General features: G+C 34.9%; 15 protein-coding genes. All 15 read right to left on the bottom strand.

The genetic code is table 11. The features are described from left to right. Nucleotides 1-7: 7 nt before the first annotated feature. On the bottom strand, nucleotides 8-1,117 hold the full coding sequence (locus tag IGJ50_RS01390) for a DUF916 and DUF3324 domain-containing protein (RefSeq protein WP_429948525.1): 1,110 nt from the start codon (nucleotides 1,115-1,117) through the stop codon (nucleotides 8-10). A gap of 65 nt (nucleotides 1,118-1,182) precedes the next feature. Further along, nucleotides 1,183-2,028, bottom strand: a complete 846-nt coding sequence (locus IGJ50_RS01385; RefSeq protein ID WP_429948523.1) for a WxL domain-containing protein — start codon at nucleotides 2,026-2,028, stop codon at nucleotides 1,183-1,185. A 96-nt stretch (nucleotides 2,029-2,124) separates the two neighbouring features. Next, nucleotides 2,125-5,529: a hypothetical protein gene (locus IGJ50_RS01380; RefSeq protein ID WP_429948521.1), complete on the bottom strand. Its 3,405-nt coding sequence runs from the start codon at nucleotides 5,527-5,529 to the stop codon at nucleotides 2,125-2,127. 433 nt (nucleotides 5,530-5,962) lie between these two features. Then, on the bottom strand, nucleotides 5,963-6,754 hold the full coding sequence (locus IGJ50_RS01375; RefSeq protein ID WP_429948519.1) for a WxL domain-containing protein: 792 nt from the start codon (nucleotides 6,752-6,754) through the stop codon (nucleotides 5,963-5,965). Between the two features lie 73 nt (nucleotides 6,755-6,827). Then, on the bottom strand, nucleotides 6,828-7,055 hold the full coding sequence (locus IGJ50_RS01370) for a hypothetical protein (RefSeq protein WP_429948518.1): 228 nt from the start codon (nucleotides 7,053-7,055) through the stop codon (nucleotides 6,828-6,830). Further along, nucleotides 7,052-7,390, bottom strand: a complete 339-nt coding sequence (locus tag IGJ50_RS01365) for an LPXTG cell wall anchor domain-containing protein (RefSeq protein ID WP_429948516.1) — start codon at nucleotides 7,388-7,390, stop codon at nucleotides 7,052-7,054. The genes IGJ50_RS01370 and IGJ50_RS01365 overlap by 4 nt, the downstream gene beginning before the upstream one ends. Further along, nucleotides 7,365-8,465, bottom strand: a complete 1,101-nt coding sequence (locus tag IGJ50_RS01360) for a DUF916 and DUF3324 domain-containing protein (protein ID WP_429948514.1) — start codon at nucleotides 8,463-8,465, stop codon at nucleotides 7,365-7,367. The genes IGJ50_RS01365 and IGJ50_RS01360 overlap by 26 nt, the downstream gene beginning before the upstream one ends. A 265-nt stretch (nucleotides 8,466-8,730) precedes the next feature. Beyond that, nucleotides 8,731-9,393 (bottom strand): winged helix-turn-helix domain-containing protein, encoded by a 663-nt coding sequence (locus IGJ50_RS01355; protein WP_429948512.1) that lies wholly within the window; start codon nucleotides 9,391-9,393, stop codon nucleotides 8,731-8,733. Nucleotides 9,394-9,762: 369 nt separating this feature from the next. Then, on the bottom strand, nucleotides 9,763-10,869 hold the full coding sequence (locus IGJ50_RS01350; protein ID WP_429948510.1) for a tyrosine-type recombinase/integrase: 1,107 nt from the start codon (nucleotides 10,867-10,869) through the stop codon (nucleotides 9,763-9,765). A gap of 398 nt (nucleotides 10,870-11,267) precedes the next feature. Continuing rightward, nucleotides 11,268-11,537 carry a 4'-phosphopantetheinyl transferase gene (locus IGJ50_RS01345; RefSeq protein ID WP_429948508.1) on the bottom strand — a complete coding sequence of 90 codons (270 nt, stop codon included), beginning with the start codon at nucleotides 11,535-11,537 and terminating at the stop codon, nucleotides 11,268-11,270. 59 nt (nucleotides 11,538-11,596) lie between these two features. Beyond that, nucleotides 11,597-12,067 (bottom strand): JAB domain-containing protein, encoded by a 471-nt coding sequence (locus tag IGJ50_RS01340; protein ID WP_429948507.1) that lies wholly within the window; start codon nucleotides 12,065-12,067, stop codon nucleotides 11,597-11,599. Nucleotides 12,068-12,115: 48 nt separating this feature from the next. Continuing rightward, complete coding sequence (locus tag IGJ50_RS01335; RefSeq protein WP_429948505.1) at nucleotides 12,116-12,436, bottom strand: DUF960 family protein; 321 nt, start codon at nucleotides 12,434-12,436, stop codon at nucleotides 12,116-12,118. A gap of 95 nt (nucleotides 12,437-12,531) precedes the next feature. Next, nucleotides 12,532-13,425 (bottom strand): helix-turn-helix domain-containing protein, encoded by an 894-nt coding sequence (locus IGJ50_RS01330; RefSeq protein WP_429948503.1) that lies wholly within the window; start codon nucleotides 13,423-13,425, stop codon nucleotides 12,532-12,534. A 385-nt stretch (nucleotides 13,426-13,810) separates the two neighbouring features. Then, nucleotides 13,811-14,290 carry a DUF960 family protein gene (locus IGJ50_RS01325; RefSeq protein WP_429948501.1) on the bottom strand — a complete coding sequence of 160 codons (480 nt, stop codon included), beginning with the start codon at nucleotides 14,288-14,290 and terminating at the stop codon, nucleotides 13,811-13,813. Between the two features lie 281 nt (nucleotides 14,291-14,571). Next, the gene (locus IGJ50_RS01320; protein WP_069640247.1) at nucleotides 14,572-15,090 is read right to left on the bottom strand and encodes a hypothetical protein; all 519 of its coding nucleotides are present in this window, start codon (nucleotides 15,088-15,090) and stop codon (nucleotides 14,572-14,574) included. Between the last annotated feature and the right edge of the window lie 67 nt (nucleotides 15,091-15,157).

Raw genomic sequence — 15,157 nt, 5'->3', positions numbered from 1 at the left:
AAATGAACTAACCATCACTTTTTTTCTTCTTTTTTCTTTTTTGTTGTAGTTTTTTCTTCTTTGCTTCTGCTCGCTTTCGTTCTTCCTCTTTTTTCTTTTTTCTATACAACAAGAAAAATACGAGAACTAGTAAAAGTATCAAAAGTCCTGCACCAATGACTATATATCGCCAATTTATTCCTTCTTTTAAATCAACCGCTTTATCATTTAAGGTCTTTGCTTCCTCTGCAGTGATCTCAAACTCTTCGTCCCACTGCCATTTTTGACCCGTCTCTTTTGATGCGGCTGTTAAGTTAACACGATAGGTGCCTCGTTCAAATCGCTCGCTTTCCCAACTGATTGGATAGGTAAAACTAGAACTTGGCGCAAAACGATACCCACTGACTTGGCGCTCATGTAGAACTTCTTTACCTCCTTTTTTATAGATTTTCGCGTCATAATCAATCTGTTCTAGATTCGTAGATGCTTGATTTTGCAACGTCACTTCGACTTGATTTCGTCCTGCTTCTTGACTTGCTTTTGATCCAACAAAATCTAGTGCGGCTTTAACAGGACTATCTGATTCTGTTAGCTTTATGCCTACGGTTAAAGAGACCATATTTTCAATTTGCATTCCCTTACTTTTTTTAACTGTACTTGCTTTTTCTTTTGGCTGTGTCACCGTAACTCCACCTAAAATCATGCCATCGAAGGAGTCTTGCGGCATCTTTATCTGAATCGGTACTGTAATCGTTCCTTTTGCTGGGACGGTGACAGTAGGAGCTACCGTTGCGATATCCGTTAACGCCACCTTCAGACTGGAATCTTTTTTATATCCTTCGACAATGGAATAATCAAGGTCTCCATTCATACTTGTTCGGGCATCTGTTAGGGCGATTGTAACGATTTCTTCCTTCTCCCCAGCATTATAGATCGCCAATTCGACTTCTTGTGTTTGTCCAGGAGTCATTCGTAGATCATAATACGTTACCTCTGAATTATGTTGATTGTCAGGTAAGATCGCTTTGACTGAAATATCTCCTACCTCTGCTTGACCTCTAATAGGGAAAAGAAAAAAAATACTACTTATCATTATGTATAGAAATCCTAGAATAACTCGTTGTCGTTGTTTTTGCATGTACTTCTCCTTCTCTCTTAGTAAAAAGTGGAAATGGCTAGCTATCCATTTCCACTTTGATCTTTTTATAATGCGTCTGTTAAACTCCAAGTAATCGTTGAGGAGTATGTCACATTACTTTTAGGTGATTCACCTGTTGGTACATGTAACTTCACTTGATCGTTCTCTTTATTTTCCACATCATCTTTAATCGTACTATAATCTTTATCTTTATCATATGATCCATCAAAAACAACTGAAGAAATAGACGCATTCGCACCCTTGGTTGTTGTTGATAAAACAGTTAATGGCGTAGAATTCAATTCAGCCATTGCAGTCGTTGTTAACGATTTATTTTGTATGCCAGATAAGATTGTTGTAATATCTGATCCTGATGTTTTATCTAATACATTATTTGTTAATTTCTGACTATAAAATTGGATACGAGTATTTTCTAACACATCCGCTGTATCCTCTTCTGCCACCCCTTGCTCAGTAAAATTCGTGGCAGTCGCAGTCACTTTAAAAATACCATTTTTTCCACGTTCATCTGCTACTTGCACAAATTGTGGGATTTTTACATCCGTACCACTTGGTGTAACTACTCCATCTGCATCTGTTTTCGTTGTTTGGTAACTGGTCAAAAGAGATGGATAATTTTGCGCTTGTGCTGATACTTTTACAGAGCCAAATCTAAAATGAGGAACATTTGTCAAACGAAGACTGCCCTTTGTGGAAGCCCCTTCCTCTAATTTGATAGTTGTATTTTCTGTTCCTGGTTTGATCAATCCACCTACACCGTCGTTTTCTGTAAATAACACGGTACCATTTGTCGTTGTACTTCCTACTTCTGTTGCTTGAGCTGATTGTCCTGCTAGAATTGTTGCTCCACCAATTGTTAGTAAAGCGACAGTTGCTACTGTTTTTTTCATTTTTATATTCCTACTTTCCTTTTTTTATGTGAAACATTAATGAGATACATTAATGAGCACGACCTTTATATGTTTGTTACAATTCTTATTTGTTAGTTATGGTGCATTGGTTAATCCCCAATTAACGGTTGCCTGATACGTTCCTTTTTGTGCTTTTCCAGCTGGAATTTTCAACTTAAAGCTACTCGTATTATTCAACGGAATATCTATTTTTGTTGTGGCTGTTGAATTGGTTTTTATGGTTGTTCCTTCGGTTTTCTTTATCATCGTATTTCCATAATACAAAATACCAGGAAGTGTCGCAGTTGAGCCCTCTTCTTGAAGGGTAAAATCACTGGCCACGTTCACAGTGACTTTCCAATTTCCTTTGACCTCTCCTTCGCCCGTTGTCTTTCGATTGTCTCCAACGATTAAAGCAGAATTATCTTTGGAAGCCGATGATTCTTGATCAAATGCGCGAATATTTTTTGAATCAAATTTCATCGTTGCTGGAATTGTTATAAAACGTAATAACCCTTTATATTGTAAAATATACACATTAGGATCTATCTCTGCATCAGCGTCCTTCCACTGAATAGGAACCGCACTTGGTGTCGTTACTTTTGTTTTATTATCTGCTTTAAAATAATCGACAAATTCATACCCTGTCCCGTTTGTAGCGGCAGTTTTTGATTCCGTAATACTTTCTAAGGTTGTGAAATTAATTGTTTTCCCAACAATTTGGTCATCCAAAACAATGGGAGCAATCGCTAACGTTTTGTCTTCTTTCTTATAGGTTAACGGGTTGTCATCCTTATCGTATAACGCATTCCCATCTTCATCATTCGAGTTGATCGTGACTGTCACAAATCGATAATATACCGTTACTGGCGTCCCTACCGTTGTTGTCTTTGATTCATCCGCTGTATCTCGTTTGATCTCATAATGAACTTTTTTTATTGGATTCGGTTTATCCGCTGCAGGTGGATTGCTTTTATCTATCGGCTCTACAGTTTGTAGATCTACAATATCTGTTTCTACTGGAGTGACTGCTTTTTCTGTGATGTCTTCTCCTGTTTCAAAATCATAAGCAACGACCTTTCCATCACCCATGACTTGTTTACTAAGATCCTCTTTCTTCAGCGTGGACGTAATATCCCACGGCAGAGAAATTGGTTCCGTATTAAAAATAGTCGTCCCATTTTTCCCTATTTGTTCACTATTGTTGCCCATCACATAAACATATGTATCTCTTGTAATAGGTTTCCCATTTTTAGTCAATGTATAGGTTAAGGGAAATTTACCAAATTTTTTAGTTGCATTGATAGCAGCTAATTGTATTGGATCAACTTTTACATCTGTATTGTAATTCGTTCCTGCGTCCGAATCCCATGCCAACACATTCCCATACTTACTTGTTGTATCTTGTCCAGTCAATAAGACTTGTGTTAACCCGCCAGTTTTTTGTAGTTCTGTTAGATCACTTAACTTGATAGTAAAGTTTTCTGCTCGAAGGGCTGCTTTTGTAGTTGTTTCATCGTAGACTGTTTTGGAATCAACTTTATTCACCCACCGTGAAGTTGAGGTTTTGGATTGATTTGAATCTGTAGCGAAATAAGTAACTCTGTTAGGACCAACTTTATCATTATCTTCAAAACCTAATTTTTCCCAATCAATAGCTTGAGTGTATTTATCAGTATTCATATCAAAACTTTTGGGATTTTTTTGAAAACGGTCGTTTAGCCATTCTTGCCCATAAAATAATGAGTTAGTATCATTAGTATCGTATACAACAACATCCTTTAATAAACGTTCATTTTTACTATCTTGATCAGAATTTTTTTGAGTGATATCATAAATCATATTAGGCATTTTTTTTACAATTGGGGCATAATCAACTATTCGATTGAACGTGCCAAAATAAGTATATGTCTGTTGTGTATTAACAAAAGAATCAATTGGTAGTTGTTGAGTAAATACCTTTGATAACTCGCTAAACGAATCTGGCTTAACTGTTCCAAAAATAGCAAACTTAGAATCAGAACCCGCATCCTCTAATGAAATTATTTTATTTAGTGTATAACTTCCTGATGGAACATCAAATACAGAAACGTTTTTAATAGTAAAATCTTTATCCATATCACCACTTACGATACTAGGTCTATTTATTCCATACTCCGATAATGCTGGCAAATCACCTTTCGTATTCAAAATATAAGAATAATTTTCTGAATCAGTTGATTTTTTTACTAAAAGAGAAGTTCCCTCTGGATATTCTAATTTACTGATTATTTTAGTTTCATTTTTAACATTTATTTCAAGCAAATTGCCCTTTTCTACAGGGGAAAAAGCATAAAAGTAAAAATTACCTGAATCATTGATATTTGGAAAGTAATTAAGTGTTTCCTCTGTCCCTTTGCTAGAGTTACCCACAGAGGAAACATATAGTTTTTCTTTAAATTGCAAATCTTTATCATATAAACATACAGCTTTTACCACAAGGGCTTCGTTTGTAGTTGTATTGGCCTTATATCTATACGCTCGTGTTGTAATTAAATAGTTATCATCATCTATTTTTTTTAGCATATCGATTGCGACGCTATTACCAGAGACTTGTGGTGTCTCAAAACCAGGGTACCCAGCAAGATTTCCTTCCTTGGTTTGAGCTGGATTGTATATTTGTATATCCTTCGTAATTTTTGTAAAAGTATTCGTGTCGGCATTGTAACTAATTAAGGGCGTTGGCACATTAACTAAATTACTTTCTTTAAGTACATTATCATCTACAATGTTTATTTTTGTAAAAGTTACATTTGGAAAGTTTTGCCCATTAATATTAAACTCCTCAAACAAACTTCCTGCAATACTCACCCCTGTTGCTGTTTGTGTTTCTATCTTGAATTTTTTATCCGGAGCTATAGATGCATCTCCGCTAATATCTACTGACATATCCAATAAATTTGACTCTCCTCCTAAGTAAGCTATTACACTGAAATAGAATCGCCCGTCTTTTTCATACGTAGATAAATTCGTTAAGTCTTCAAATCTTGTCCCATTTTGTATAACATCATAATAACCCAGTACTTTTCCTTCATTATCTAGGTAGTACAATACTCGACGACCATATGCTGGTACAGTTTGAGCATCATAAATACTTACGATAAATCCTCCTGAAGGTACTGGAATAATATTATTGCTACTCGATAAAATACCACCGGCATAATTACTTCTACTAGAATAGAGTGAAAAAGTATTTGGTTCACTGACTCTTGATACATCACTACCTTGAACATAGTCTTTGTATTGGGTTTTATCAATTTTTGGTTCGATTATATCTATCGCGTCTTTTGGAATAGTCATTGCTATATCTGGCGTTAAACCTGTATCAATTGTAATTTCTTTGTCCGGATTGGCTTTGATAACTTCCTCTTGGCTATAATATCTAAAAAGAAATAGTCCTAAACAGCTAATCACTCCTAACCCTATTAAAAGTTTTACTCTTTTTTTGTTTAATTTTTTCATGGTTCACACCTCATATTTCTACCTGTCTATCTACATTATTCTTGTATGGACAGTTTCTACTTCTTCTTCTTGCTACTATTTTTGGTACATAGATTGTTACAATAACTTTCTCCAATTGAAACGATGCACTCATTTATAGGTTATACTTTCGGCTAGTGTTTGTGATGGATTGAAATAAATCGGTTACTTTCGCATTCAGTATCCATTCTTTTGTTTTCGTGAGACAATTATCACATACAGCCAAACAGACTGATTATACTCACATAGCTAAGCAATATAGCATTATTTTTAAAGTCTTTTCTTGAGTTTCCAAACAACTAACATCCATTTAAAAGCTTAGATAGTTACTAACATTTATTTTTCACTTAAGTTCTATAGATTATCACAATAACTTCCTCTACGATGTATTGTGTGGTTCGTTAGTTTCTATTAATTAGATTGCTGGGTCTTCTGCTAATGTCCAGTTCACTTTACTTGTAAATTTCTTATCTTTTACATTACTGTGATCTTTTACTTTTAATTGAACACTAGATACTTCTTTCGCTACTGCTAAGGTAGTTGCTTCTGATTGTGTTTGTGTCGCATAGTCTAATACTTCCACTTCTTTTGTTGCCCCTGCCACCAACGTTACTGTTGCTGGTGAAGCGGCGTAATAAGCTAATTGTGTCGGTGTCATCGCGCTCAAAGCATTGTCTGCTGTGATCGCTGGTGTTGGTGTTGCTGGTTTAGCTGCATCTGACAATTTTGTATCAATATTGTACTTTTGTGCGGTTCCTAAATTAAATGATAGTTCTGCTTTATCTAATTTCGTTACAGTACTAACGCCTTTATCATCTGTTGCAGTATTTTGGAACTCATTCAATGTCGCTTTTACTGACCAACCATTCTTTTTATCTGCACGATCATCAGAAACTGCTAGATATTGTTTCACTGCTGTTTTAGGTGTTCCGTCTTCATTTGTACCAAATTCTTGTTTATAAGTTGCTGCTGTTGCAGTGGCTGCTACATCATGATTTCCGAAATCAAAAGTTGTTGGAACATACGCCAAAACTAGGCTTCTTTGGAATGGTCCACCGCCAGGTGTGCTTTCGCTAAAAAACGAAATAGATCCATCTGTTGTCATTTTATTGGTTGTTGCTTCTTCTGCATGAACGTTGTTTCCACCCATCAATACTGCACTAAATGCTGCCGCTGTTGTTAATCCTACTACTACTTTTTTATTCATGATATCCTCCGATTTTTGCTTGTAGAGAAAGTTATTGTGCTAATCTATAGAACTTAAGTATCCAGCTAGTGTATTATCCACCCAATTGCATCAATTGATTTTTTACCGATACAAAAAGATAAACCATCAAGGAAAAAGAACCAATTGATACCAGTAATAACAAGTAATTAAGCAGTAATACGTTGAATGAATACCCCAATTTTTTCTTGGACTTCCGGTCTTTCAAGAATGTCCCTACAAAAACTAACAAGGCAATCAGACCAATCACCCCACTTGCCGCAATCCATACATAGATACTCATTTGCACTCACCTTCTAATGGGTGTTTTCTCTTGAAAAATAAAACCCCAATCAATAGAACGAAAAACCAACCGATTAGTAAAAACATAATTGGTTGTAACAATTCACCTGTCATTGGCAACCGTCCAGTGGGTTTGGTTGTTGGATTCGCTGGAACAGAGGGCACTGTCCCAGACAGATCTGTGGATGTCGTTGTTTCTGTTTCACTACTGTGAGTAAATCCAATTCCTGTCTCTGTCCCGACTGCCTCCCCATAGACAGGAGAAATAGTCATCAAAGATAAACAGCCCAACAAGCCAATCAAACACCCTTTAATCCATTTTTCTTTTCTTCTCATTTTTTTTCTCCTTTCGCTTTCTGTTTTTCTTTTGTTTGATCATTCGTTGTTTCCATTTTCTTTGCCGTATCACTAGGTAACCACCGACTAGTACGGTCAACAGTCCAGCTCCAACAATACTGAAATACGCCCACTCCGGTAACGTCAATTTATTCAAAGCTTCTTCATTCATTTGCTTCGCTGTAGAGGCAGATATTTCAAAGTCTTTTTCTAGTGTCCACGAGTCATAGCGACTTTTCGCCCCTACTTTAGCTTGATACTTCCCTGCGGGAATAATATCTATTCCCCAATCAACCCCAAATTTAAACCGACTATTGGGGGCAATAGAGCCATTTTCTAATTTCTGTTTTTTGACAACTTTTCCCGTTTTTTTATCGATAATAGAGGCAGTCATCGTGACGTCCGCAATCATTTTAGGCTCTGGATTTTGAAATTCTAATTGAATGGTTTTAAATGAGTGACTTAATTCTGCTTTTGCACTTAATAGATTTAGGGTCTTACTATTCGAATAGTCTTCTTCATTTTCTGCTAAAATCATGCCTATGCGATAGGCATAGGCTGAAGTAATGGCATTCTTCTCTTCTGACTCTTCTTCATTTTCTTGTTGAAAATAAACAGTCCCCAATTTGATTCCCTCAAAAGAGGCTTTTGGCGGAGTGATTGTCAGTGTGACCGTCCGTTCCTCGTCTTTTTTTATTTCAAATTCCGGGTCACTTACGGTGATAATTTCTTCAATCGACTCAGTGAGTGTTGGGTCCTTCTCCATCCCCGCCTTATAGGCAACTGTTCCTCCCTCCGAAGTAATCGCATTCGCCATAAAAACTTTTACTTTAGTGGGTGTTTCCGATTTCCCGGTAACTTTTATCTCTACCCTTTGCGGAACATTTGGTTCAGTCTTTAAATAAAAATATTTTTTTTCTTTATCAATTTGTGTATTAGGGATAACTGCTTCCACTTCAAATCCTAATGGAAGTTCTTCTTCTGCTGCTTTAGCCGGTTTCCCTATCAGGATGAAACTCCAAATCACTAGACTTAGTAAAGCGAATTTCATTTTTTGTTTATACTTACTGTTCATTCGACTGACTACCCTTTCGTCCCTAACATTCTTATTACTTTAAGGCTTAATTATTGAACTTTTCTCCATTCTGTTTTACTATAAAAATATGATTGTGTTTCATTAACTTGCGCTGTTAGCTATTTTATAGTGATTAAACTTCTTTACTTGACTTATTTTCATAGTAAAAAGAAGTACTTTATTAAAAAAAACGGAAGACATTCACTATTTTTCTTGTTTATCCATGACCTATCTATCTAATTATTATGTTAGTTAAACTCACAAATTACTTATTTACGCTATACATGTACCCTTTATTTCGAATCGTTTTGATGGTGAAATCTTCGCTGCCTTTTACTTTATTTCTTAAGTGAAAGACAACATTAGCCAATGTACATAAGTTTGCTTTTTCATTGTTCACCCAAATCGTAGTGATCAAGCGATCATACGACACACACGTATCTTTATTTTGATATAACAGCCTAAGTAATTGGTATTCATTCCTTGTTAACAGTTGTTCCCGACCATTCACAGAAATGGATTGATTCTGCTCATTCACAATCGTTCGATCACCTTCTTCCTGATGCCCAGACGCCGTTTCCTTCGTTCGTTGAAACGTATTTTTTATAATGAGAGATAGCCGATGAATTTGCGTTTCATCCGTAACCACTGCATTTGCGCCCAACTCCATTAACAGCTCTTGTTCATAATCAAGTGCAATCGTAGAAAAGATCCAAACAAACAAGTGTGGATTCGTTTGACATATTCGTAACCAGTCCACAACAACTGGTAATTTCTCTTTTTCTGTCAATGGGATAACGACACCAGAAAAAGAAGCTAACTCTTCTTTTTCGTGGATAACAGCCAATGAGTGTTGCTCCTCTGCTAACTGTTTAAACCACCGTTCATTATCTAGCAACGGCTGGTCAATGACACCTAAGTCTGACATGAGTTTCTTTCATTCCTTTCTATCATGGGGAAGTAGCGTAGACTAATCGGTAATTTCTGTGAAAACTTTCTCTTTACCGCTACTGTGTCTAAAAAAGTTATTGCGTGCGCAGTTGTTCTCTTAGAAGTAACTATACTAAGTGCTATCCTCAAAAGAAGATTCTACTAATGATTATCATCCCTTGTTGACTACCATTGACGGCGTAAAAAAATGATTCTCGTTCAATCATAAAAAGAATTGAGAAGAAACCACGCTGTACCTTCCGATTTTTTCTTTGTAAATAGCGTCAAAAAAGAAAGCGCTAACATTCCGATGAAGTGCAATGTATCTACACAAAAACAACTATTTTTTTTATTTTATTCCTTTTTATTATTTCGCTTGTTCCATTTGTTGGATCACTTGTTTGCGACTCTCTAAAAAAGAATCAGTGTAGATATCTAACGTTGTTTGTGTTGATGTATGGCCCAATAGCTTACTAACCGAAGCAACATCCCCTTTGGCTTCAATACAACGTGTCGCAAACGTATGACGCAATTGATGAAAGTTTACCGAAAAAAGGGCACATTTCTGCCTTATTTTATGGAAATAGTAGGTTAATACCCGTGGTTCGGTAGGCTTTTGTTTGTTGGAACAAACAAAAGGGCCTGGCGCTTTCTTTTTCCATCTTCTTAAATATTTATACAGGGTATACGTCATAGGAATCGTTCGATTAGAACAATCCGTTTTGGCTTGATCTAATACTAATTGAGTCCGTTCACCCATACGCATGAGAGGGACTCGTTGATACGTTCGACGTATATGAATCGTTCGTTGATCCAGATCAATATCATCCCAATGTAACGCCGCAATTTCACCAATCCGTAATCCCGCATGAAGAGCCAACAACACTGGGAGACCTTGATAAAGTGGGCGTGTTTTCGCTTCTTTTTCTAACTGTGATTGGTGGTATTTCGATAAGGCTTTTCCCTTGTTTCGCTTCTTTTTGGGCAGCTGTATTCGTTGACAAGGAGCATGTAGAATTTTTCTTTGCACATAGGCTTCATTCAAGGACTTTTTCAAAATTTGATAGAGCACATGAATCGTTGTGGCCTTTAATCCTTGGCTTTGCCATGTATCAATAGCTTGTTGGATAGTGGAATCATCTAATTCATTTAATGAAATGTGCCCAATCAATGGAAAAATGTAGTGTGTCAATTTATAGAAGTACGTATGATATGTTGAGCTTTTCAGCACCTGTTGATGGTCATGCATCCAAGAAAATGCCCAATCCTCATAAGAAATAGCAGCTTCTCCTTTTAGTTGAATAAGGGTTTGATATTTTAGTTTATACGTATACAAGCGATGCTTGACATCTCCATACGTTTTTCCATAGATATACCCATATTTTAGTTGACCGTTTTCTTTACGCCCTTTTTTATAGCGTCCCTCCCAACGACCATCTTTTCTTTTGTATATATTTTCACCTTTTCGAGGCATATTAGTCATCCTTTCTTGACGGCTTATTTGACGGTGTATAAAATAATCCTTTTTTGTCTTAATTTCATGAATATTTCCAAAATAAAGAAAAAAATGAAAAAAAGGTTGTTTTATTAGTTCATTTTTAATATAATCAAGGAAGACATTCAGATATTTATTGAAAATCAACAATAATTCTTAGTATAGTTACTTCTAAGAACTTATAGATTGGTACTGTCCTTCTTATTTACTAATAAAATCAGAAGGATAGCACCATTATCTCTTTTTTTCGATAATTTTTTTATTTAAAAAAAGAGATAAAAATACTATTAGCATATAAAAAAAGAGAGAATTTTGTATGAACTAAAGCAAATCTTTCTCTTTTTTTAATTTCGTTACGCACCTCCCTAACAATATCCCTAGCGATGCGAGACCGAACACATGTGCCAAATGTGTTTTCTAATCGTAACATCAGTAATAAAATATACGACATATTCATTGTCTTGCTTATCTACATATAAATACAAATGGGTCATTACTAGTTTTGGTAATTGTTTTTTGGCTCCTTCTGGAAGAGTAGCTTCGTCTAGTTCTTCTCTCTCCAGTGTGACAGATTCATAGCTCCATTCCTCTTTTACTGTTACAAGATGCATTTGTTTTTGTAAAATGTTCATTGCTTCATTTAACATGGCTTTTTTCCTTTCTATGGTATAAAAATAACCTTATGAGCTTCCCTCATGAGGCTTCATTACTTACTATCGGTTATATAGTCTTCTGCTTTCATAGACAGATATTTTCCACCACTACCAATTATCAAATGATCCTGTAAATTAATTTGAAGCAATCGACAGGCTTTTTCTAACTTCGCAGTAAATTCAATATCCGCTAATGAAGCGGTCACACTCCCTGAAGGATGATTATGCCCAACACAAATAGACACACTATTTGATAAGAGCGCCATCTTTAAGATATCTCTAGGAAAAGCGAGGGACTGATTGATGGTTCCTATATGAACCACTTGAATAGCCGTTGGTTCATTTTTTACGTTTAAACCAGCAACCACCAAATGTTCTCGATCTTTTGTTTCAATAAACGGAGCGAACAACTCATAGACAGCTTGTGGACTAGTACAGGTTCTAGCGGCGTAAAAAGTTGAGGCTTCTTTTACCAGTTCAAGACTGACAATAGCTACACGTTTTCTCGGTTGGTTTGTTTTCATGTTTTTCTCCTTTATGATTGTTGTAGTTGGTTCTTAGAAAAATACCAATCAATAATCTTCTGGTAATAACATGGTTTGATGACTACGATCATCGATCACCCATAACTTTTTAATTTGGAAATCAGGCATCTTTCCCTTTATGGTGTAGGTATGATAATCGATGAAAAATGGTTGCTCTTGTCGATGAATCACTTCAATTGCTCGGCGTTGATTATCTGGATTAAACTCAAAGATTTGTAAGTAGTCTAATTCTGTTTCAGCTTCACTTCTTTTTTTGTCGATCAATTGCCAGCAATAGAGTTGAATTTCTTTTGGTACTTGTTCGTTCACTCCCTTCGTGATGTAACGATTTTCTTTGTTATCAAACATTTTATTCCCTCCTTAAAACACAAAAATAGACCAACCACCATTTAAGATGATTGATCTTCATAGATATAATATATAATTATTTTTGAGCTAGATAACTAATTCACCTTCATCGTATTAATAGGTGAATCTATCCTAGCAAGTGTCAACTGCTCAACTTCTTTCTCAGTCATTATAGAAAGTTGTTCTTCTCCAATAGTATGAAGGATATGAATGTAATCATAGACACTCTTGATGTACGTATAATCTCCTTTAGTTAGATATAAATATAAATTTTCTAAATAACTAACGCTCATGTGATACTTATAATTCTTATTTTTTGGGTTTTGCTTTTTAGCAAGCACTAAATAGTCTTGCACTTTCCCATATTCCTTACTATATAGTTTGGAGGTAATCAGATTAGTAATTAAATTATATGCAAATTGTTTTGTTACTGTATTTCGATTTTCTTCATCTTTTATTGGAATCGCTCTTCTTATTAATAGTTCAGCTTGTTGCTCTTCTAAAAGAAAAATAATATTTGACATCAATGTATAATCATATTGAACATAGTATGATTTTTTGCTTAAATAAGTAAAACTATCATTTAATCCTTCTTTTGTCACTTGCTCAACTTCTGACCAGTGATTTGAAAAGAACACCTTAATCGCAATAAAATTGGAACGTTCCTTTAATGATTGATTTTCTATATTTTTCAATTGATTATAGTAGTGAAGTAATTCTTTCTTTTTACTTTGATTCGTAAGATGAGTAGCGCAATATTCAAATAATTGTCTAAACTTTTTTTGATCATCGTCCAATGAAGAATGACAGATAAACTCTTCTGGTGAAATAGAAAGCTTATTAAGAATTGCTGTTAGTTCAGACATCTTTATTTCTCGTTTACCGCTTTCAATTCTAGAATAAGCGGAAGTATCATGATAAGGTAATACTTCTTTTTGTGTAAACTTCATATTTTGTCTAAAAAAGAGCAATGTTTCATTTACATTCATAAGATATACTCCTTTTTTGTAAAATTATACCACATATCAATCTATTTTATACTTAAAGTTTAAATACCGTTTATAATCAAATTAAATTCTGTTATGATAAAGGTAGTAATAGAATTTAAGATAGGAGAGATTAGTATGTCTATTTTATTATTGGCTGTAGTAGTTCCATTTGTTATCATCGTAGCACCATAGATAGATGATTAAAACAATAGAAACGTGAAGAAACACCTATATTGCTACATTGGATTACTTCACGTTTTGTACTTTACAATAGGATACTATTCACCTAAATAAAATCAACTTTCTGTAAGTTTTCTTCTATTACAATTTGTCCACATTTCCATTATAGGAGCCCATCACAAATTATTAAAACAGAAACAACTACTCAATAAGAGATCAACTCTTTTACACTCAAATCTCCAAAAGAGGTTATCACCTTATCTGTCACAGATAAATCTTGAGGCGGATAATCAGGATTTTGAAAACCGATAACTGTCATCTCTGCCCTACTTGCTGATAAAGCACCATTTTTGGTATCTTCAAAAGCCAAACATCTTTGTGAAGGAACTTTTAATTGTCTAGCTGCTTCTAAAAAAACATCTGGCGCAGGTTTTGTTTGGAAATCAGCTATCTTTCCCTTTATGGTGTAGGTATGATACTCAATGAAAAAAGGTTCTTCTTGTCGAGGAATCACTTCAATTGCTTGGCGTTGGTTATCTGGATTGAACTCAAAGATTTGTAAATAGTCTAATTCTGCTTCACTTCTTTTTTTGTCGATCAATTGCCAGCAATAGAGGTGAATTTCTTTTGATACTTGTTCGTTCACTCCCTTCGTGATGTAACGCTTTTCTTTGTTATCAAACATTATCTTTCCTCCTTAAAACACAAAAATAGACCAACCACCATTTAAGATGATTGATCTTCATAGATATAATATATAGTTGTTTTTGAGATGAATACGCTAGTTTAACCTCATCATATTAATAAGTAAATCAGCCCTAGAAAGTATCAACTGCTGTTATGATAAGAAAACACTCATCTATAATCCATCTTTATCTAGACTATTTTAATTTCACAAATCTAGCTCACCAATCGTAAAATTGGTAAAATGCTTTAGTTATCTGAATCGACAGGTTAAATAACTAGCTAAGTGTTTTCTACAGATACATATACTTTTCCAGAATAGTTTGATACATTTTCTATTTTTATAGTGTAATTCTTATTGTTAGTGACATCAAACGTTTTTTCCCCTTTAAACTCAATTACAAAGTGATTATTGTCGAAACTTACACCATCGTTTTTGTTTATGGGAGCTTTTTTTTCAACAACCTCACCGTCAACAGTAACAAATTCTGTTTTTTGTTTTGTTACTGTATCATAAAATATATCTGTTGTTAAATCATGCCAGAGTTCTTTATCGTATTCTGTACTAAACTTTAACTTAATGCCATCTTTATTCTCAATTCTAAGTACGGAATCGTAATCCACTTGCTTTACTTTCGGTTCAACTTTTAGCACTATCTCTTGTCCTGGATTGAGTGTTTTATAGCCCAATCCTGCGAATATTTTGGTGTAGTTTATAAAAACTAAAAAACTAAAAAGTAAAGCTACTATCGCAAATACTATGAGTAAGTATGTATATAGCCTCTTTCTATAGGGGTACATTAATTACTCCCCTTTCGGTTTTTATAATCTTTTATCCCATCTTCAATGTATTGTGCATCGTTTGGAT

The organism is Enterococcus sp. AZ101 (genome assembly GCF_050499005.1).
Classification (GTDB): domain Bacteria; phylum Bacillota; class Bacilli; order Lactobacillales; family Enterococcaceae; genus Enterococcus_L; species Enterococcus_L ureilyticus.
This window is presented reverse-complemented; position numbering and strand designations above follow the sequence as displayed.

What these genes read in the sequence shown, in the direction of transcription:
- IGJ50_RS01375 (WP_429948519.1), bottom strand. Translation starts at nt 6,754, where the DNA reads ATGAATAAAAAAGTAGTAGTAGGATTAACAACAGCGGCAGCATTTAGT.
- IGJ50_RS01370 (WP_429948518.1), bottom strand. Translation starts at nt 7,055, where the DNA reads ATGAGTATCTATGTATGGATTGCGGCAAGTGGGGTGATTGGTCTGATT.
- IGJ50_RS01385 (WP_429948523.1), bottom strand. Translation starts at nt 2,028, where the DNA reads ATGAAAAAAACAGTAGCAACTGTCGCTTTACTAACAATTGGTGGAGCA.
- IGJ50_RS01325 (WP_429948501.1), bottom strand. Translation starts at nt 14,290, where the DNA reads ATGTTTGATAACAAAGAAAAGCGTTACATCACGAAGGGAGTGAACGAA.
- IGJ50_RS01320 (WP_069640247.1), bottom strand. Translation starts at nt 15,090, where the DNA reads ATGTACCCCTATAGAAAGAGGCTATATACATACTTACTCATAGTATTT.
- IGJ50_RS01350 (WP_429948510.1), bottom strand. Translation starts at nt 10,869, where the DNA reads ATGCCTCGAAAAGGTGAAAATATATACAAAAGAAAAGATGGTCGTTGG.
- IGJ50_RS01355 (WP_429948512.1), bottom strand. Translation starts at nt 9,393, where the DNA reads ATGTCAGACTTAGGTGTCATTGACCAGCCGTTGCTAGATAATGAACGG.
- IGJ50_RS01330 (WP_429948503.1), bottom strand. Translation starts at nt 13,425, where the DNA reads ATGAATGTAAATGAAACATTGCTCTTTTTTAGACAAAATATGAAGTTT.
- IGJ50_RS01380 (WP_429948521.1), bottom strand. Translation starts at nt 5,529, where the DNA reads ATGAAAAAATTAAACAAAAAAAGAGTAAAACTTTTAATAGGGTTAGGA.
- IGJ50_RS01335 (WP_429948505.1), bottom strand. Translation starts at nt 12,436, where the DNA reads ATGTTTGATAACAAAGAAAATCGTTACATCACGAAGGGAGTGAACGAA.
- IGJ50_RS01390 (WP_429948525.1), bottom strand. Translation starts at nt 1,117, where the DNA reads ATGCAAAAACAACGACAACGAGTTATTCTAGGATTTCTATACATAATG.
- IGJ50_RS01345 (WP_429948508.1), bottom strand. Translation starts at nt 11,537, where the DNA reads ATGTTAAATGAAGCAATGAACATTTTACAAAAACAAATGCATCTTGTA.
- IGJ50_RS01365 (WP_429948516.1), bottom strand. Translation starts at nt 7,390, where the DNA reads ATGAGAAGAAAAGAAAAATGGATTAAAGGGTGTTTGATTGGCTTGTTG.
- IGJ50_RS01360 (WP_429948514.1), bottom strand. Translation starts at nt 8,465, where the DNA reads ATGAACAGTAAGTATAAACAAAAAATGAAATTCGCTTTACTAAGTCTA.
- IGJ50_RS01340 (WP_429948507.1), bottom strand. Translation starts at nt 12,067, where the DNA reads ATGAAAACAAACCAACCGAGAAAACGTGTAGCTATTGTCAGTCTTGAA.